Genomic DNA, 17,331 nt, shown 5'->3' on the forward strand with positions numbered 1-17,331 from the left:
ACGGTCGTTGAAAGGGATATGCCGTGGATTCACGCAAACCGCTGGACGCGCGCGCCGCCGCGCTGATGCTCATGCTGTGCCTGATCTGGAGCCTGCAGCAGATCCTGCTCAAGGCCACGGCCGATGCCATTGCGCCCACGCTGCAGATCGCGTTGCGCTCGGGCGTGGGAGCAGTGCTGGTGTGGCTGTTCATGCGCTGGCGCGGCATGCGCGTGCAGTGGGACGACGGCAGCTGGCGCCCGGGCCTGGCCGTGGGCACGCTGTTCGCGCTGGAATTCCTGCTGGTGGGCGAGAGCATCAACCACACCTCGGCCGCCCATGTGGTGGTCTTCCTGTATTCCGCCCCCGTGTTCGCGGCGCTGGGCCTGCACTGGAAGCTGCCCTCGGAGCGCCTGGCGCCGCTGCAATGGCTGGGCATCGCACTGGCCTTTGCCGGCATAGCGCTGGCCTTCCTGGGCGGCGGCAAGCCTTCGAAGGCAGCCGGCGCCGCCATGCTGCTGGGCGACCTGCTGGCGCTGGCCGCCGGCGTGGCCTGGGGCGCCACCACGGTGGCCATCCGCGCCACGCGGCTGGCATCGCTGCCCGCCGCGCAGACCCTGCTCTACCAACTGGCCACGGGCTTTGCGCTGCTGCTGCCCGCCGCCTTCCTGCTGGGCCAGACCCGCTTCGAGCCCACGCCGCTGGCCTGGGCCGGCCTGGCCTTCCAGTCCGTGCTGGTCTGCTTCGTGAGCTTCCTGGTCTGGTTCTGGCTGCTCACGCAATACCTGGCCTCGCGCCTGGGCGTGTTCTCGTTCATGACGCCCATCTTCGGCGTGGTCTTCGGGGCCTGGCTGCTCAGCGAGCCCATCGAGCCCAACTTCCTGGCCGGGGCACTGATGGTGCTGGCCGGGGTGCTGCTGGTGAGCGGGTATGGGTGGCTGAAGTCGCTCAGGCGTCCTGCCTGACCAGTCCCAGCCGCCGCGCCAGCCGCTGCAGGTTGGCGCGGTCCATCTGCAGCTCGCGTGCGGCGGCGGCCCAGCTGCCGTGGTGGCGCTGCAGGCTGGCGTCGATCAGATGGCGCTCGTAGCTCTCCACGGCTTCGCGCAGGCCTTGGGGGCTGGCGCTGGGCGATGCGACCTGTGGGAGGGGCAGGGTCGGTGTGGCCGTCGCCGGGGGCTGAGCGTCATCCCGGAGATCGGCCTGGCCCAGCGTGACCATGCGAGCCCGGCCACCGGCTGGAGCGGTGGAGGGCGCACGGCTCAGCGCCCGCAGCACGCCGCGGCTGATGAGGTGCTCCAGCTCCCGGACATTGCCGGGCCAGTCCTGGGCAAGCAAAGCCGATTGCGCGGCGGGGTGCAGGCGCAGTCCGCCCAGGCCCAGGCGCGAACGGTTTTCCTCGAGGAAGAAGCCGGCCAGCATCAGCACGTCGCTGTCGCGCTCGCGCAGCGCGGGCACGCGCAGCGGGTAGACGCTCAGGCGGTGGAAGAAATCGGCGCGCATGCGGCCTGCCGCCACCTCGGCGGCCAGGTCGCGGTTGGTGGCGGCGATCACGCGCACGTCCACATGGTGCTCGCGGTCCGAGCCCAGGCGCTGCAGCTGGCCGCTTTGCAGCACGCGCAGCAGCTTGGCCTGCACGGGCAGGGACAGCTCGCCCACCTCGTCCAGGAACAGCGTGCCCTGGTCGGCCTGCTCGAACTTGCCGCTGCGCTCGGACAGCGCACCCGTGAAGGCGCCGCGCACATGGCCGAACAGCTCGCTTTCGACCAGGTTGTCGGGCAGGGCCGCGCAGTTGATGCTGACCAGCGCCCGGCCTGCACGCGCCGACTGCGCATGCACGGCCTGGGCCACCAGTTCCTTGCCCGTGCCGGTCTCGCCCGTGATCAGCACGTTGAGGTCGCTGGCCGCGACCAGGGCGATGTCCTTTTGCAGCGCGCGCATGGCCGGGCTCTGGCCGATCAGCGGACGCGATGACTCGCCCCCCGGGGCGGCGCCGGGCGCGGGCAGGGCGCGCGCACTGCGCGCCAATCGGCGCAGCCGCTCGGCCGTGGTCACGGTGGCCGCCGCCAGGTTGCTAAAGGCCTGCAGCGCCGCCAGCGCGGCCGGGTCGGCAAAGCGCCCGGGGTCCAGCGCGTCCAGCGTGAGAAGGCCCCAGGGCAGGCCGCCCGTCTGCAGCACGCAGCCCATGCAGTCGTGCACCTCCAGCGGTCCGTGGCCCTGGGCCACCAGGCCGTCATAGGGATCGGGCAGCGGGCTGTCGGGCGCAAAGCGCATGGCCTGGCCCGCCGCCAGCAGCTGGGCGAAGCGCGGGTGCTCGGCAATGCGAAAGCGCCGGCCCAGCGCATCGGGCACCAGGCCATCGATGGCCACGGGCCGCAGCCACTCGCCCTCCAGCCGCAGCAGGGCGGCGGCATCGGCCGGCAGCACGGCGCGCAGCGCTGCTAGCAGGCGGCGAAAGCGCTCGCGCTCGGGCAGGTCCTGGGCCAGGTCGGCCACCAGAGGGGTCAGGGCATGCAGGGCGGTGGATGTGGTCATAAAGACTGCGATCGCTGTCAAAAAGACTCGTTTTGACGAAGGTCATATTGACGCATGAAACGCCAAACCCTTGTTCTGAAAGGGCTGCAGCCCTGGCACGGCACTTGCCTTTGTCAAGGCATGCCCAGCATCGCACCGGGCATGCCCGTCCCCGTACCCAAGGAGTTTCCCGTGCTGACCGACCGCCAACGTGCCATCGTCCAATCCACCGTCCCGCTGCTTGAAACCGGCGGCGAGGCTTTGATCACCCACTTCTACCAGACCATGCTGGGCGAGTACCCCGAGGTGCGCGCCCTGTTCAACATGGCCCACCAGCAAAGCGGTGCCCAGCCGCGTGCCCTGGCCCATAGCGTGCTCATGTACGCCAAGCACATCGACCGGCTCGAAGCCCTGGGCGATCTGCCCGCGCAGATCATCAACAAGCACGTTGCGCTGCAGGTGCAGCCCGAGCACTACCCCATCGTCGGCACCTGCCTGCTACGCGCCATCCGCGAAGTGCTGGGCGCCGAGATCGCCACCGACGAGGTCATCGATGCCTGGGGCGCCGCCTACCAGCAACTGGCCGACATCCTGATCGGCGCCGAACGCCAGGCCTATGACCGCACGGCGGCGGCTGAAGGCGGCTGGCGCGGCGAGCGTGCCTTCGTGGTCGAGGACAAGGTGGCGGAAAGCGCCGAGATCACCTCGTTCTACCTGGTGCCGGCCGATGGCGGCCCCGTCATCGCCCACCAGCCCGGCCAGTACATCGGGCTGCGCCTGGTGGTGGACGGCCAGGAGCAGCGGCGCAACTACTCGCTGTCCGCGCCCGCCGATGGCCGCAGCCTGCGCATCAGCGTCAAGCGCGAGGCAGGTGGCAAGGTCTCCAACTTCCTGCACGACCGGGTCCGCGTCGGCGACACGCTGCAGCTGTTCCCGCCCGCAGGCCACTTCACGCTGCAGCCCGGCGAGCGTCCGCTGGTGCTGATCAGCGGCGGCGTGGGCATCACGCCGACCCTGCCCATGCTGGATGCGGCCTTGCCGACCCGGCGGCCCGTGGTCTTCATCCACTGCGCACGCGAGCGCGGGGTGCATGCCTTCCGTGAACGTGTGGATGCGCTGGCCGCAGTGCATCCGCAGCTCAGCCGGTACTACTGCTATGACCGGGTGGAGGAGGGCGATGAGGTCGATGCGCAGGGGCTGCTGACCGCCCGGCAGTTGGGTGAGTGGCTGCCTTCAGTGGATGCCGATGTGTATTTCCTGGGGCCCCGGCCGTTCATGCGGTCGGTGAAGGAGTCGTTGCGGGTGTTGGGGGTGCCGGAAGGGCAGGTCCGCTATGAATTCTTTGGGCCGGCGGAGGCGTTGGCCTGATTTGCCGTCGATTCGCCCGGGTCCCCTGGCCCGAGTGGTGGAGCAGGGGCCGGGCCTCGGCCCGCCGTGCATCGGGCGATCAGCCCTGCACGGCCCACATGCCCTGGTTGTCCGACACCCACTCCCCAAACGCCTGTGCGGGCAAGGGCTTGCTGCACAGATAGCCCTGGAAGAAGTCGCACCCCTTGCCGCGCAGGAATGCCAGTTGCTCGGCCGTCTCCACGCCCTCGGCCAGAACCTTCAGCCCCATGGCATGCCCCAGCGCGATCACCGATCCGCTGATGGCCATGTCGTCCGCGCTGTGCGGGATATCGCGGATAAAGCCCTGGTCGATCTTGAGCAGGTCCAGCGGAAAGCGCTTGAGGTGGGCCAGCGAGGAATAGCCGGTGCCGAAGTCGTCGATGGCCAGCCGCAGGCCCTGGGCGCGCAGGCGGCGCATGACGGCCAGGGCCTCCTCGGGGCGCTCGGCCAGGGCGCTTTCGGTGATTTCCAGCTCCAGGCAGTGCGGGGCGAAGCCCGTGGCGGCCAGCGCGTCGGCGGTGGCGCCGGCAATGTCGGTCAGCAGGAACTGGTGCAGCGAGACATTGACCGCGATGGTCATCTCGGGCAGGCCCTGATCGCGCCAGCGCTGGCCCTGGGCGCAGGCCTCGCGCAGCACCCACAGGCCCAGCGCGCCGATGACGCCCGAGCTTTCGGCCACGGGAATGAAGCGTGCCGGGGAGATGAGGCCCTCGTCCGGGTCCAGCCAGCGCACCAGGGCCTCGGCGCCCACCAGGCGGCCCGTGGCCAGGTCGATCTGGGGCTGGAAGTACAGGCGCAGGTGGCCCAGGTCTATGGCCTGCCGCAGCCGTGCCTCCATGGCCAGGCGCTCGCGCGCGGCCGAGGTCATGTCTTCCTCGAAGAAGCACCAGGCACGGCCGCTGCGCGACTTGGCGCCGTAGACGGCGGCGTGCGCGCCCTGCAGCAGGTCCTGGGCATTGCCGGCGTGGGAGGGATACATGCAGATGCCCACGCTGACGCCGGCCATGACTGACAGGCCGTCCGGCGAGCTCCAGGGCTGGCCGGCCGCCGCGATCAGTTGCCGTGCGCGGGCGATGGCGTCGCCGCGCTCGCTCATGCCCTTGCACAGCACGGCCAGTTCGTCACCGGCCATGCGGCCTATGAGGTCCTGGGGTCCCAGGGAATCGTGCACACGGGCGGCGATGTGGCGCAGCACCTGGTCGCCAATGGCGTGGCCGTAGCTGTCGTTGACGTCCTTGAAGCGATCAATGTTCAGCAGCATCACGGCCAGCGTGCCCTGCTCGGCGGCCGCCTCGGCCACGGCGTCTTCCAGCAGCGCTGTGAAGCGCACGCTGTTGGGCAGGCCGGTGAGCATGTCGCGGTGGGCCAGGAATTCGAGCTGGGCCTCGCGCGCCTTCTCGGCCGAGATGTCGGTGAACATGCACACGTAGTGCGTGACCTTGCCCTGTGCGTCCTTGACGGCGCTGAGCGACATGCGCTCGGGGAAGACCTCGCCGTTCTTGCGGCGGTTCCAGATTTCGCCCTGCCAGTGGCCCGTGGCCTGCATGCTGTCCCACATGGCCTCGTAGAAGGCCTTGTCATGGCGGCCGGACTTGAACATGCGCGGGGTCTTGCCCAGCATTTCCTGCTCGGTATAGCCCAGCAGCCGCGTGAAGGCGCTGTTGACCGAGAGGATGCGGCTGCGCGCGTCGGTGACGACCACGCCCTCCATGGTGTTGTCCACCACGGCGGTGGCCAGGCGCTGGCGTTCGTCGGCCTCCCGCCCGGCGGCCATCGCGGCATGGGCAGTGCGCTCTCCACGGCGCATGCGCCACAGCAGCCAGCCGCCGCCCACGGCCGTGACCAGCACCAGGGTCACCGAGGACAGCATGCGCCGCTGCGCCGCCGCCTCGGGCGGAATCTGCAGGTGCGCCAGCAGCCATTCCACGCCCCAGAGCCACAGCAGACCTGCGCACACGTACAGGGTCATTGCGCCCCAGAGCGGTATTCGGGGCTGCTCTCCCTGATCTTGCATGTGGTTCCTCAGAACGTTCCCAGAACGTGTGACTTGCGCAGGGTCGTGTCCATGCTGCGACAATTGCGCCGCTATGACCCAAGCCTATATTCTTACCCTTTCGTGCCCCGACCGGCTCGGTCTGGTACATGCCGTCTCGGGCTTTCTGCTCGAGCAAGGCGGCAACATCGAAGAGGCCGCGCAGTATAACGACCCGGCCACCGGACTGTTCTTCATGCGCGTGCAATTTGCCTGCAACGGCTGCGATCCCGCGGCTCTGAGGGCGGCCCTGGCCGACCTGGGCGGCCAGTACCAGATGAAGTGGCGCCTGCACACCAAGGCCGAAGCCATGAAGACCGTGCTCATGGTCAGCAAGGAAGGCCACTGCCTCAACGACCTGCTGTTTCGCTGGAAGAGCGGCCTGCTGCCGGTGGACATCCGCGCCATCATCAGCAACCACCGCGAGTTCTACCAGCTGGCGGCCAGCTACAACATCCCCTTCCACCACATCCCCGTCACGGCTGCCACCAAGGCCCAGGCCGAGGCAAAGCAGTTCGAGATCATCGAGGCCGAAGGCGCCGAGCTCGTGGTGCTGGCGCGCTACATGCAGGTGCTGTCCAACGACCTGTGCACCAAGCTGGCAGGCCGCGCGATCAATATCCACCACAGCTTCCTGCCCAGCTTCAAGGGCGCCAAGCCCTACTACCAGGCCCATGACCGCGGCGTGAAGCTGATCGGCGCCACGGCCCACTATGTGACGGCCGACCTGGACGAAGGTCCGATCATCGAGCAGGACGTGGCCCGCGCCGACCACACCGACACCGTGGAGGACCTCACGGCCCGCGGCCGCGACACCGAGAGCCAGGTGCTGGCCCGCGCCGTCAAGTGGCACAGCGAGCACCGCGTCATCCTCAACGGCCACAAGACCGTGGTCTTCCGCTGAAGCCGGCTCCCGGCCGCCCATGGCGAACGTGACCCTTGCCGCCGGCAGCGGCTTTGCCCCGCCCGGCAGCGGCGCCCGCCGCATTCCGCCCATACAGTGCCTGCTTACTTTCGAGGCGCTGGCGCGGCTGCGCAGCGTGACGCAGACGGCCGAGGAGCTGTGCGTCACGCCCAGCGCCGTCAGCCACCGCGTGCGCCAGCTCGAGCAGATCCTGGGCACGCGGCTGTTCGGCCGCTCGGACTTTTCGCTCACCACCGAGGGCAGCGCCTACCTGTCCCACGTGCGCGAGGGCCTGGGCGCGCTGCAGCGCTTTCCGGGCGAGGTGACGGCGCCGGGCCGCCGCAGGCTCAAGCTCGCCGTCACGCCCACCTTTGCGCGCGTGATCCTGATCCCGCGCCTGCGCCAGTTCACGGAAACCTATCCCGAGATCGACATCGCCCTGCAGGTCTCCATCCCGCTGCTGGACGTGGTGGCCGAGGATGCCGACCTGATGGTGCGCTTCGGCCCCGGCCACTATGCCGATGTGGAGCACATCGAGCTGGCGCGCGACGTGGTCACGCCGCTGGCCTCGCCAGCCTTCATCCGCGAGCACGGCCCCTTCGAGCAGCCCCAGGACCTGGAAGGCATGCCCCTGCTGCGCAGCCCGCTGGAGCCCTGGCGCACCTGGTTCGGCGCCACCGGCCTGGACTGGCCCGAGCCGCACGAGGGCTCGCAGTTCAACGACATCGGCCTGATGTGCGACGCGGCCTCGGCCGGCATGGGCATCGCCCTGGTGCGCCACAAGCTGGGCGCGCCCTGGCTGGACAACGGCACCCTGGTGCGCCTGTTCGACGTGGACACGGCCAGCCCCCATGCCCACTACCTGTGCTGGCGTACCGGCACCATGGACCGCTGGGAATGCGCGGCCTTTGCTGAATGGTTGAAGAGGGCGATGGCCTGCTGAGGCGCCCATAACTGATTTCGCGGATTTCATGGATTTCACGCGCTGTTGCAATAAACATCAGCGCAGTTCCGCTGCACAAAGACGGCGGCATCGCCTAAAGTCAGGCTCCATGACTTTCGCCAGCTCCCCAGCCAGCCTCGCTCCCGGCGCCATGGCGTCGGCCGCCGCCGATGCGGCCCACCAGCAGCCCACAGTCTCCGAGCGCGCACGGCGCCAGGCCGAGGTCGTGGCCGCGCTGGCCCGCCATGTGCCCGCCCACGCCCTGCTGTGGAACGCCGAGGACACCACGCCCTATGAATGCGACGGCCTCACGGCCTACCGCCAGCGCCCGCTGGTGGTCTGCCTGCCCGAGACCGAGGCCCAGGTCCAGGCCGTGCTGCGAGCCTGCCACGCCATTCAGGTGCCCGTGATCGCACGCGGCGCGGGCACCGGGTTGTCGGGCGGTGCCTTGCCCCATCCCATGGGCGTGACGCTGTCGCTGGCCAAGTTCAACAAGATCCTCCAGGTCGATGCGGCCAGCCGCACGGCCGTGGTGCAGTGCGGCGTGCGCAACCTAGCCATCAGCGAGGCCGCCGCGCCCTTCGGCCTGTACTACGCGCCCGATCCCAGCAGCCAGATCGCCTGCACCATCGGCGGCAACGTGGCCGAGAACTCGGGCGGCGTGCACTGCCTCAAGTACGGGCTGACGGTGCACAACGTGCTCAAGGTGCGTGGCTTCACCGTGGAGGGCGAGCCGGTGGAGTTCGGCTCCACGGCGCTGGACACGCCGGGCTTCGACCTGCTGGCCATCCTGGTCGGCAGCGAGGGCATGCTGGCCGTGACCACCGAAGTCACCGTGCGCCTGATCCCCAAGCCCCAGCTGGCGCGCTGCATCATGGCCAGCTTCGACGACGTGCGCAAGGCCGGCGACGCCGTGGCCGCCGTGATCGCGGCCGGCATCATCCCGGCCGGGCTGGAGATGATGGACAAGCCCATGACGGCCGCCGTCGAGGACTTCGTCAAGGCCGGCTACGACCTCACGGCCGAGGCCATCCTGCTGTGCGAGAGCGACGGCACGCCCGAGGAAGTCGAGGAAGAGATCGCCCACATGAGCGAAGTGCTGCGCGGCGCCGGGGCCACGGCCATCACCGTCAGCGAGAGCGAGGCCGAGCGCCTGCGCTTCTGGAGCGGGCGCAAGAACGCCTTTCCCGCCAGCGGGCGCATCAGCCCCGACTACATGTGCATGGACTCCACCATCCCGCGCAAGCGCCTGGCCGACATCCTGCTGGCCATCCAGGAGATGGAAAAGAAATACGGCCTGCGCTGCGCCAACGTGTTCCACGCGGGCGACGGCAACCTGCACCCGCTGATCCTGTTCGATGCCAACGACCCCGACGAGCTGCACCGCTGCGAGCTGTTCGGCGCCGACATCCTGGAGACCAGCGTGGCCATGGGCGGCACGGTCACGGGCGAGCATGGCGTGGGCGTGGAAAAGCTCAACTCCATGTGCACCCAGTTCACCACGGCCGAGAACGACCAGATGTTCGCGCTCAAGGCCGCCTTCGACCCGCAGGCCCTGCTCAACCCCGGCAAGGTGATTCCCACGCTCAACCGCTGCGCCGAGTACGGAAAGATGCTGGTGCGCGGCGGCCAGATCTCACACCCGGACCTGCCGAGATTCTGAGGCGTGGTGCAACCGGCGACGTGCAACGGGCGTGGTGCAACCGGCGACGTGCAAAGAGCACTGTGCAACCCGCTGGTCACGGCTGCTGCAGGCAGCGCAGCCACAGCCCATCGAGCGCGCGGGCCAGCGCAGCCTCCTGCCGGGGCACGGCCAGGTCCTCCGCCAGGTCTTCGATCATGGCCTCCAGTGGTACGGCATGGGACAGGGTGCGCAAGCCGCATTCCATCGCCAAGGCGGTGTCCAGGTAGGCCACGCGCGCGCCGGCCACGCTCCAGCGCGTGAGTTCGCGCACACGGCCGACCTGGTTCAGCCGCAGGCGCATCGCCTCCAGCCGCTCGGCCAGGGATCTGCGGATGCGCTCCCCTGTCTCGGGTCGGTCCTCCTCCAGTCTGCGCAGTGCCGCCTCCTGCTGCTCTAGCGTGCGCTCCAGTGCCCGCAGAGCCGCCTCGCGCCCCAGCCGTGCCTCGTCGTAGCGTGGCAGGGCTGCGCGCATGCGCTCCAGCGTGTGCTTGCGTTCGCGTGCGTAGACCGGCTCGGCGGGGCGCCCGGAACGCACGCAAGCGTCGGCGGCCAGCACCAGCCGCTGCGGAGCTGCTTCGGCGCCCAGCCCTTGCGGACGGAAGCTGCGGCAGTCTGTCATTTCCTCCAGCATGCGCAGGTTTTCCAGGTGCAGGCGCATGCGTTCCGCGTCCTTCTGCGCCTCAAGCCGATGGCGACCCAGCATCTCCTGGCGCTGGCGCTCCAGCATCAGCAATTCGCGCCAGCCGCCACGCAGCCGGGCCTCGAACCGCGCCTGCTCGCCATCGGCCGCTTGCTGCAGCTGCTCGGCATCCTGGCGCAGACGCAGCTGCAGATATCCATGCGTGCCTGATCTCTCGCAGGTGTACTCGACGATGCGCCCGCCGCTTCCATCGCCCACGCTGCGCCATGCACTGCGCGCGCATGCGTTCCTCTCCTGGAGCGCCTGGCCTATCGAAACCCCCGATGCACCGCCCCAGGATGAGGCCTGGACCGCCAGGACATCACCGTCGTCACCGCCGCAACCGCCCAGCACCAGTACAAGGCTCGAGGGCAGCAGCCACACTCGTTGCCAACGCATTTGCTCCCCCGTGCATGTGATTTCCAGATCGATGGTTGATATTAACTATCAATCAAAAAGAGATGTGATTTTTATCAATACTCACATCTCAATCAGACCAATCCCATAGTGTTCGCGCATGCAGGATGCAAAGCAGCGGTTTGCTCAAAAATTACGTGATTCAATGCAGGCCCAGGGTTATGAAGCCAGGCCTGCCGTGCTGGAGCACGAGTTCAATTCCCGTTTCTGGGGCAAGCCCATGTCCCAGCACGGCGTGCGCCTTTGGCTGGTCGGCAAGACCATGCCCAACGCCAAGAAACTCGCTGCGCTGGCCGACTGGCTGCAGGTGCCGCTGGAGGAGTTCCTGCGCTCGCCGCAGCAGGTTCGCGAGGTGCGCGAGCCCAAGAGCACCTGGTCCGCAGGCCTGGGCTATGAGGACAACGAGCTGTTCAAGATCTACCTGCGCCTTCCCGTGCCCAAGCGCCGGCTGGCGCGCGACGTGATCCTGGCCATTGCGCGCGCCCATGATGCCGAGGAAGCGGAACGCGCCGCAGGCTCGTAGCCAGGCGGCGCGTCGGGTTTGCATTGATCCGGCACCTGCGGGGCACGGGCCCCGCCTGCGCATCAGCCACCCATGGCGCGCTGGCGTGCATCGCGCTGGGCGGGCGTTTCGTTGATCAGTTCATTGATCACTTCCTGGCGTGTCTTGCCCGCGCCGGTCTGCGGTGCGGGAGCCGGATAGACGCTGGCATTGAAGCGCGAAGTGCCGCCCTGGCGCACGGCTGCCTCGGCGTCGGCAATCACCTGGGCGCGTGTCTTGCTGCTCTTGAAATGCTCGGGGTGGACGACGGCGCCCGCCTCGTTGTTGGCCGGGTGGATGTATCCGGCCGCCGATGCCATGCCGGGCAGCAGCAGCGCTGCCGATGCGGCCAGGCCGGCGATGAGGGTGGCGGGGGTGAAGCGGCGTTGCGACATGATGTGATTCCTTTCAGGCACGTTGGTAATTCGTTCTCCCCACGCCCCGCGATGCGGAACGCCGAGGAGAGGACTCCAATGTAGAAATCACGTGCCCACACCAGCCCCACAGGATGGTGACATTGCTGTCATACAACCGACACAGATGACCGCGATGACCGAGACACTGCGGCGCCTCGGCGCTCGTCACCCCCGGTACTGCGCACGCGCGCGGCTGGGCGCCAGAGGGTCCAGACGCACGTCCAGCAGGCCCTCGGCATCGCCCGCGATGCGCGCCAGCGTCTGGCCGAAGGGATCGGCGAACTGGCTTTCGCCGCAGAAGGCGTAGCTGTCGCCGGGACCGGCGCGGTTGGCCATGGCGATGTAGCACTGGTTGTCCATGGCGCGCACGGGCACGGCGTGGCGATGGATGTGGCCGTAGGGGTGCATCATCCCGTCCATCAGCACGATCAGGTCCACGCCCTGCACGCCCAGGGCGCGGGCCGGTACCGGAAACTCGATGTCGAAGCAGATCAGCAGTCCCACTCGCAGGCCGCGCCATGTGCAGACGGGCTGGCGATCCCCGGCCTCGAAGACCCCGTGGTCCGAGTCGTAGAGCATGGTCTTGCGGTAGTGCAGCAGCACCTGGCCATCGGCATCGATCAGCAGGCCTGCGTTGAAGTGGCGGCCCTGGTCTGCTTCGGCCAGGCCGATGGCGACGGCCACGCCGGCTTGCCGCGCGGCTTCGCGCAGCGCAGTGGCCGAGGGGCCGTCCAGCGGCTCTGCCAGCTGCGCCACGTTGTCCGGCCGGGGAAATCCGCTGATGCAGGTTTCGGGAAAGACCAGCAGGTCGGCCTGACCCGCGCTGGCCCTGATCGTCTTCAGCGTCATCGCCAGGTTGCCGGCAATGTCGCCGTCGCGCAGACGGGGCTGGATGATGCGGATGCGGTGCTCCGTCATGGTGTGCGCTCCTTGAGATGCAAAGGGTGGCTGTCCTGCCGAGACTGGCAACTGGCGGCCTCCTCGGCCTGCAGATCCAGGTTGCGGGCCAGCACCCAGTAAAGGCCGCCGGCTACGAGAATGCCCGGCAGCCAGGCGAAGTCCACGCCGCCGAGCCGCTGCGCAGCCCAGCCGATGAAGACCGCATGGCCATCCGTGGCGTCGTGGATGTGGAAGAAGGGCACCATGGCCGCAAAGCCGCCCAGATAGGCGCAGATGCCGCGCCAGCCCCAGGCGCCGTAGATGCCCTGTGGCGTGAAGAAATCGGCGATGGCGTAGCGGCCCTTGCGCACCAGGAAGTAGTCCACGAGATTGACCGCCGTCCATGGCACCAGGAAGTACAGCAGCAGCGCCAGGAAGGAGTGCAGCAATGCCACGCCGCTGCCCTGGATGGACAGCACGCACGCGAGGATGGTGGCGCTGATGGCGGCGATGGCACCGATGCGTGCACCGAGTGTGCCGAGTGCTTCGCGTGCACCGCGTGCGCTGCGTGTGGGGCGCAGGCCGCCCAGCGAATCCGCTGCCGTGAGCACGGTCAGCGCCGCGCTGTAGGTGTTGAGGGCGATGATGGGCACGAAGGCCACGACGGCCAGGGCAGGCAGCAGCCGGTCCGCGCCCGGGAACAGGCCGGTGCCGATCCGTCCCAGCGCCGCCAGCGCGTCGCCGGCCTGCAGCCGCTGCGCCATCCACGCGCCCAGCCCGATCATCCAGGCCCCGGACAGCGAGGCGCCCAGGAAGATGGCCGCGATCAGGCGCCGGGGCGCGGTATGGCGCGGCAGGTAGCGCGAATAGTCGGACACATAGGGCGCATAGGAGATGTTGTAGCTGGCCGCGATGGTGAACTGCGCGGCAAAGGCGCTCCATGCGAATCCTGGCAATGGCTCCGGCCGAACGTGCAAGGCGGGCTCGCCCACGCCTGCCAGCAACGCCAGCGTGGCCAGCGCATACAGCGGCAGCGCCAGCATCAGCGCGCAGCGGAAGGCCCTGTGCATCACATCGTGGCCGCAGACCGCCAGCAAGGCGCCTACCGCCACGGCCACGCAGGCCGTGGGCGCTGGCGGCAGGCCGAACACGGCCTGCATGCCCTGCATGACGAGCGAGACGTTGACGACGTTGAACCCCGTGAACACCAGCAGCGTGGCGCACAGCGGCAGGGTGACGCCGCGAAAGCCGAACTGCGCGCGCGACTGGATCATCTGCGGCAGCCCCAGTTGCGGCCCCTGCGCGCCGTGCAGCGCCATGAACAGCGTGCCGAACATGATGCCCAGCGTCCCGGCCAGGGCGCTCCAGGGCGCCGAAAGCCCCAGCGACGGGCCGACGAAGCCGATGGAAAGCGTGAAGAAGTGGAAGTTGCCCAGGAACCAGAACGGCCCCTGGTCGGCGAGCCGCGCGTGGCGCTCGCTGTCGGGAATGCAGTCGATGGACCGGCTCTCCACGGCGATGCGGGCACGGCCGTGCTGTCCGCTGGCGGGGCTGTTCATGGCCTTGTCTCCCTCCCGTTGTCCTTGCTGTTGTGGGACAAATTCTAGGCAGGAGCCTGCCGCCGCTCCATGCCTGATGCGCGACGTTCACATCGACTGGAAAAGATGTTTGGCCAGCCGGCCAGCCCCTGGTGCCGAGGCGGCCGGGCATGAAGAAAACCCCGCGCCGCCTGGCTGGCACAGGGCCTGCCAGGCGGCATGGGGGGGCGTGGGTGGCGTGCTACGCGGCTGGTGCCGATGCCGTGGGCACTGTGCCTGCGGCGTCCGCCTCCGACGGGTCGTTGCGGTGCACCAGACGGTACAGCAGCGGCAGCACCAGCAAGGTCAGCAGCGTGGACGACAGGATGCCGCCGATCACCACCGTGGCCAGCGGCCGCTGCACCTCGGCGCCCGTGCCCGTGGCAATGGCCATGGGAACGAAGCCCAGCGAGGCCACCAGGGCCGTCATCAGCACGGGGCGCAGCCGGGTGAGCGCGCCCTCGGTCACGGCGTCGGGCACGCTGGCGCCCTGTTCGCGCAAGGTTCTGATCCAGGAGATCATGACCAGGCCGTTGAGCACGGCCACGCCCGACAGCGCGATGAAGCCCACCGCCGCCGAGATGGACAGCGGTATGTCGCGCAGCCACAGCGCCAGGATGCCGCCCGTGAGCGCGAACGGAATGCCCGTGAAGACCACCAGCCCGTCGCGCACATTGCCGAACATGGCGAACAGCAGCACGAAGACCATGAGCAGGGCCACGGGCACGACGATCTGCAGGCGGCGCGTGGCCGACTCCAGGTTCTCGAAGGTGCCGCCCCAGCGCGTCCAGTAGCCGGGCGGCAGCGACAGGCCTTGCAGCTTTTGCTGTGCCTCGCCCACGAAGGAGCCCATGTCGCGCCCGCGCACATTGGCGCTGACCACGATGCGGCGCTTGCCGTCTTCGCGGCTGACCTGGTTGGGGCCGGGCGCGGTCTCGAACGTGGCCACGGCCGACAGCGGCACGAAGCCGATGCGCCCGTCCGCCCCGCGCGGCAGGGCGATGGGCAGGCGGCTCAGGGCCTGCAGGTCGTTGCGCACGGCGTCCGGCAGGCGCACTTGGATGTCGAAGCGCCGGTCGCCCTGGAATACCGTGCCCGCCTCGGTGCCGCCCATGGCGGTGCTGATGGCGTCCTGCACATCGCCCATGTTCAGGCCATAGCGCGAGGCCTTTTCGCGGTCGATCTGCACGGTGAGCATGGGCAGGCCCGTGGTCTGCTCGACCTTGACCTCGGAGGCGCCCGAAATCTGCTGCAGCATGCCGGCCACGGTCTGGGCGCTTTTCTCCAGCACGGCCATGTCGTCGCCGAAGATCTTCACGGCCACGTCGCTGCGCACGCCCGAGATCAGCTCGTTGAAGCGCAGCTGGATCGGCTGGGAGAACTCGTAGTTGTTGCCCGGGATGCGGTCCACCGACGCCTGCACGGCGGCCAGCAGCTCATCGCGCGGGCGCGCCGGGTCGGGCCACTCGCTGCGGGCTTTCAGCATGATGTAGCCGTCGGAGATGTTGGGCGGCATGGGGTCGGAGGCGATCTCGGCCGTGCCGGTGCGCGCGAACACGCGGTCGATCTCGGGGAACTCCTTCTTGAGCGCCTTCTCGATCTGCATCTGCATTTCCAGCGACTGCGTAAGGCTGGTGCCGGGGATGCGCAGCGCCTGGATGGCGAAGTCCCCCTCGTTGAGGTTGGGCGCGAACTCGCTGCCCAGGCGCGTGGCCAGCAGCAGGCTCAGCGCCACGGCCACGGCGGCGGCCGTGAGCACCACGGCGGGCGCGGCCATGACGCGCGCCAGCACGGGCGCATAGCCGCGGCGTGCCCAGCCCATGAGGCGGTTTTCCTTCTCGGCCACCTTGTCGCCCATGAACAGCGCAATCGCCGCCGGGATGAAGGTGATGGACAGCAGCATGGCGCCGGCCAGCGCGATGACCACCGTGAGCGCCATGGGATGGAACATCTTCCCCTCCACACCCGTGAGCGCGAAGATGGGCAGGTAGACCACCATGATGATGAGCTGGCCGAACAGCAGCGGGCGGCGCGCTTCCTTCGCGGCGGCGAAGACTTCATGGAAGCGTTCGCTGCGCGTCAGCGACCGTCCGCGCGCCTCCTGCGCATGGGCCAGGCGGCGCACGCAGTTCTCCACGATGACCACGGCCCCGTCGATGATGATGCCGAAGTCCAGCGCCCCCAGGCTCATGAGGTTGGCGCTGACCTTGTAGTGCACCATGCCCGTGAAGGTGAACAGCATGGACAGCGGGATGATCAGTGCCGTGATCAGCGCCGCGCGCAGGTTGCCCAGGAACAGGAAGAGGATGACCACCACCAGGGCCGCGCCCTCCACCAGGTTCTTCTTGACCGTGGCGATGGCTTTGTCCACCAGGTTCGTGCGGTCGTAGACGGTGATGGCCTTGACGCCCGGGGGAAGGCCCCGGTTGATCTCGGCCATGCGCTGGTCCACGGCGCGCGAGACGGTGCGGCTGTTCTCGCCGATCAGCATGAACACCGTGCCCAGCACCACCTCGCGGCCGTTGTCGGTGGCCGCGCCCGTGCGCAGCTCCTGGCCCAGGCCGACCTCGGCCAGGTCGCGGATGCGGATGGGCTGGCCCTGGGCCGAGCCCACGATGACCTCGCGGATGTCGGCGATGCCGCCGACCTGGCCCGGCGCGCGGATCAGGTACTGCTCGCCCTGGCGCTCGATATAGCCCGCACCCACGTTGCTGTTGTTGCGCTGCAGGGCGGTGACGATGTCGGCCAGCGTGAAGCCGTAGGCCGCCAGCTTCTCGGGCGCGGGCGCCACCAGGTACTCCTTGGCGTAGCCGCCGATGGAGTTGATCTCGGTGACGCCGGGCACGTTGCGCAGCTGCGGCTTGATGACCCAGTCCTGGATCTCGCGCAGGTCCATGGGCGTGTAGGGCGTGCCGTCGGGCTTTTTCGCATCGTCCTCGGCCTCCACGGTCCACAGGTAGATCTCGCCCAGGCCCGTGGAGATGGGGCCCAGCGTGGGCGTGATGCCGGCAGGCAGGCTGTCGCGCGCCTGCTGTATGCGCTCGCCCACCAGCTGCCGCGCAAAGTAGATGTCCGTGCCGTCCTTGAACACCACGGTGACCTGGGACAGGCCGTAGCGCGACAGCGAGCGCGTCTGCTCCAGATGGGGCAGGCCGGCCATCACGGTCTCTATGGGATAGGTGACGCGCTGCTCGGTCTCCAGCGGCGAGTAGCCGCTGGCCTGGGTGTTGATCTGCACCTGGACATTGGTGATGTCGGGCACGGCGTCGATGGGCAGGCGCTGGTAGTTGTAGATGCCCAGGCCCGCCATGGCCAGCACGGCCAGCAGGACCAGCCAGCGCTGCTCTATGGCGAATCGGATGATGCGTTCAAACATGGAG

At 68.7% G+C, this 17,331-nt stretch carries 13 protein-coding genes; 6 read left to right on the forward strand and 7 right to left on the reverse strand.

All coding sequences use genetic code 11. The annotated features are described in order from the left end of the window. Nucleotides 1-23 precede the first annotated feature (23 nt). Entirely contained in the window at nucleotides 24-944 is a 921-nt protein-coding gene (locus INR38_RS08705; protein WP_207443047.1) for a DMT family transporter, read from the forward strand. On the opposite strand, the gene norR is transcribed toward INR38_RS08705, so the two are convergent. Continuing rightward, nucleotides 928-2,511: a nitric oxide reductase transcriptional regulator NorR gene (gene norR / locus INR38_RS08710; protein WP_207475799.1), complete on the reverse strand. Its 1,584-nt coding sequence runs from the start codon at nucleotides 2,509-2,511 to the stop codon at nucleotides 928-930. The genes INR38_RS08705 and norR overlap by 17 nt on opposite strands. A gap of 120 nt (nucleotides 2,512-2,631) precedes the next feature. Between norR and hmpA the strand changes: the two genes are divergently transcribed. After that, complete coding sequence (gene hmpA / locus INR38_RS08715) at nucleotides 2,632-3,858, forward strand: NO-inducible flavohemoprotein (protein ID WP_207443260.1); 1,227 nt, start codon at nucleotides 2,632-2,634, stop codon at nucleotides 3,856-3,858. Nucleotides 3,859-3,937: 79 nt separating this feature from the next. Here hmpA and INR38_RS08720 read toward each other — a convergent pair whose 3' ends face one another. Further along, the gene (locus INR38_RS08720) at nucleotides 3,938-5,893 is read right to left on the reverse strand and encodes an EAL domain-containing protein (RefSeq protein ID WP_180318231.1); all 1,956 of its coding nucleotides are present in this window, start codon (nucleotides 5,891-5,893) and stop codon (nucleotides 3,938-3,940) included. A 73-nt stretch (nucleotides 5,894-5,966) separates the two neighbouring features. On the opposite strand from INR38_RS08720, the gene purU reads away from it, so the two are divergent. From purU to INR38_RS08735, 3 genes are all read left to right on the forward strand, one after another. Next, the gene (purU, locus tag INR38_RS08725) at nucleotides 5,967-6,815 is read left to right on the forward strand and encodes a formyltetrahydrofolate deformylase (protein ID WP_013804418.1); all 849 of its coding nucleotides are present in this window, start codon (nucleotides 5,967-5,969) and stop codon (nucleotides 6,813-6,815) included. A 19-nt stretch (nucleotides 6,816-6,834) separates the two neighbouring features. After that, nucleotides 6,835-7,758 carry a LysR substrate-binding domain-containing protein gene (locus INR38_RS08730; RefSeq protein WP_012203013.1) on the forward strand — a complete coding sequence of 308 codons (924 nt, stop codon included), beginning with the start codon at nucleotides 6,835-6,837 and terminating at the stop codon, nucleotides 7,756-7,758. 151 nt (nucleotides 7,759-7,909) lie between these two features. Beyond that, complete coding sequence (locus tag INR38_RS08735; protein ID WP_013804417.1) at nucleotides 7,910-9,421, forward strand: FAD-linked oxidase C-terminal domain-containing protein; 1,512 nt, start codon at nucleotides 7,910-7,912, stop codon at nucleotides 9,419-9,421. A 76-nt stretch (nucleotides 9,422-9,497) separates the two neighbouring features. On the opposite strand, the gene INR38_RS08740 is transcribed toward INR38_RS08735, so the two are convergent. Further along, a complete protein-coding gene (locus tag INR38_RS08740) occupies nucleotides 9,498-10,520 on the reverse strand; it encodes a hypothetical protein (protein ID WP_207443261.1) in 1,023 nt (340 codons plus the stop codon). A gap of 118 nt (nucleotides 10,521-10,638) precedes the next feature. Here INR38_RS08740 and INR38_RS08745 point away from each other — a divergent pair, with 118 nt between their 5' ends. Continuing rightward, on the forward strand, nucleotides 10,639-11,061 hold the full coding sequence (locus INR38_RS08745; protein WP_063327414.1) for a hypothetical protein: 423 nt from the start codon (nucleotides 10,639-10,641) through the stop codon (nucleotides 11,059-11,061). A 62-nt stretch (nucleotides 11,062-11,123) separates the two neighbouring features. On the opposite strand, the gene INR38_RS08750 is transcribed toward INR38_RS08745, so the two are convergent. The 4 genes from INR38_RS08750 to INR38_RS08765 all read right to left on the reverse strand — a co-directional run bounded on the left by INR38_RS08750 (nucleotide 11,124) and on the right by INR38_RS08765 (nucleotide 17,327). Next, nucleotides 11,124-11,474: a DUF4148 domain-containing protein gene (locus INR38_RS08750; protein ID WP_012203017.1), complete on the reverse strand. Its 351-nt coding sequence runs from the start codon at nucleotides 11,472-11,474 to the stop codon at nucleotides 11,124-11,126. A 186-nt stretch (nucleotides 11,475-11,660) separates the two neighbouring features. Further along, nucleotides 11,661-12,413 carry a carbon-nitrogen hydrolase family protein gene (locus tag INR38_RS08755; protein ID WP_207443262.1) on the reverse strand — a complete coding sequence of 251 codons (753 nt, stop codon included), beginning with the start codon at nucleotides 12,411-12,413 and terminating at the stop codon, nucleotides 11,661-11,663. Next, nucleotides 12,410-13,933, reverse strand: coding sequence for a cytosine permease (locus INR38_RS08760; protein ID WP_207443263.1), 1,524 nt, complete (start codon nucleotides 13,931-13,933; stop codon nucleotides 12,410-12,412). The genes INR38_RS08755 and INR38_RS08760 overlap by 4 nt, the downstream gene beginning before the upstream one ends. A gap of 220 nt (nucleotides 13,934-14,153) precedes the next feature. Beyond that, nucleotides 14,154-17,327, reverse strand: a complete 3,174-nt coding sequence (locus INR38_RS08765) for a CusA/CzcA family heavy metal efflux RND transporter (protein WP_207443264.1) — start codon at nucleotides 17,325-17,327, stop codon at nucleotides 14,154-14,156. Nucleotides 17,328-17,331: the final 4 nt, after the last annotated feature.

Origin of the sequence: Delftia sp. SD018 (assembly GCF_017355445.1) — a bacterium.
Taxonomy (GTDB): Bacteria; Pseudomonadota; Gammaproteobacteria; order Burkholderiales; family Burkholderiaceae_C; genus Comamonas; species Comamonas acidovorans.

Excerpts from the sequence above, each read along its gene's own strand:
- INR38_RS08750 (WP_012203017.1), bottom strand. The coding sequence starts at position 11,474 with ATGTCGCAACGCCGCTTCACCCCCGCCACCCTCATCGCCGGCCTGGCC.
- INR38_RS08745 (WP_063327414.1), top strand. The coding sequence starts at position 10,639 with ATGCAGGATGCAAAGCAGCGGTTTGCTCAAAAATTACGTGATTCAATG.
- INR38_RS08730 (WP_012203013.1), top strand. The coding sequence starts at position 6,835 with ATGGCGAACGTGACCCTTGCCGCCGGCAGCGGCTTTGCCCCGCCCGGC.
- INR38_RS08740 (WP_207443261.1), bottom strand. The coding sequence starts at position 10,520 with ATGCGTTGGCAACGAGTGTGGCTGCTGCCCTCGAGCCTTGTACTGGTG.
- INR38_RS08765 (WP_207443264.1), bottom strand. The coding sequence starts at position 17,327 with ATGTTTGAACGCATCATCCGATTCGCCATAGAGCAGCGCTGGCTGGTC.
- norR (WP_207475799.1), bottom strand. The coding sequence starts at position 2,511 with ATGACCACATCCACCGCCCTGCATGCCCTGACCCCTCTGGTGGCCGAC.
- INR38_RS08720 (WP_180318231.1), bottom strand. The coding sequence starts at position 5,893 with ATGCAAGATCAGGGAGAGCAGCCCCGAATACCGCTCTGGGGCGCAATG.
- INR38_RS08755 (WP_207443262.1), bottom strand. The coding sequence starts at position 12,413 with ATGACGGAGCACCGCATCCGCATCATCCAGCCCCGTCTGCGCGACGGC.
- hmpA (WP_207443260.1), top strand. The coding sequence starts at position 2,632 with ATGCCCAGCATCGCACCGGGCATGCCCGTCCCCGTACCCAAGGAGTTT.
- INR38_RS08760 (WP_207443263.1), bottom strand. The coding sequence starts at position 13,933 with ATGAACAGCCCCGCCAGCGGACAGCACGGCCGTGCCCGCATCGCCGTG.
- INR38_RS08735 (WP_013804417.1), top strand. The coding sequence starts at position 7,910 with ATGGCGTCGGCCGCCGCCGATGCGGCCCACCAGCAGCCCACAGTCTCC.
- purU (WP_013804418.1), top strand. The coding sequence starts at position 5,967 with ATGACCCAAGCCTATATTCTTACCCTTTCGTGCCCCGACCGGCTCGGT.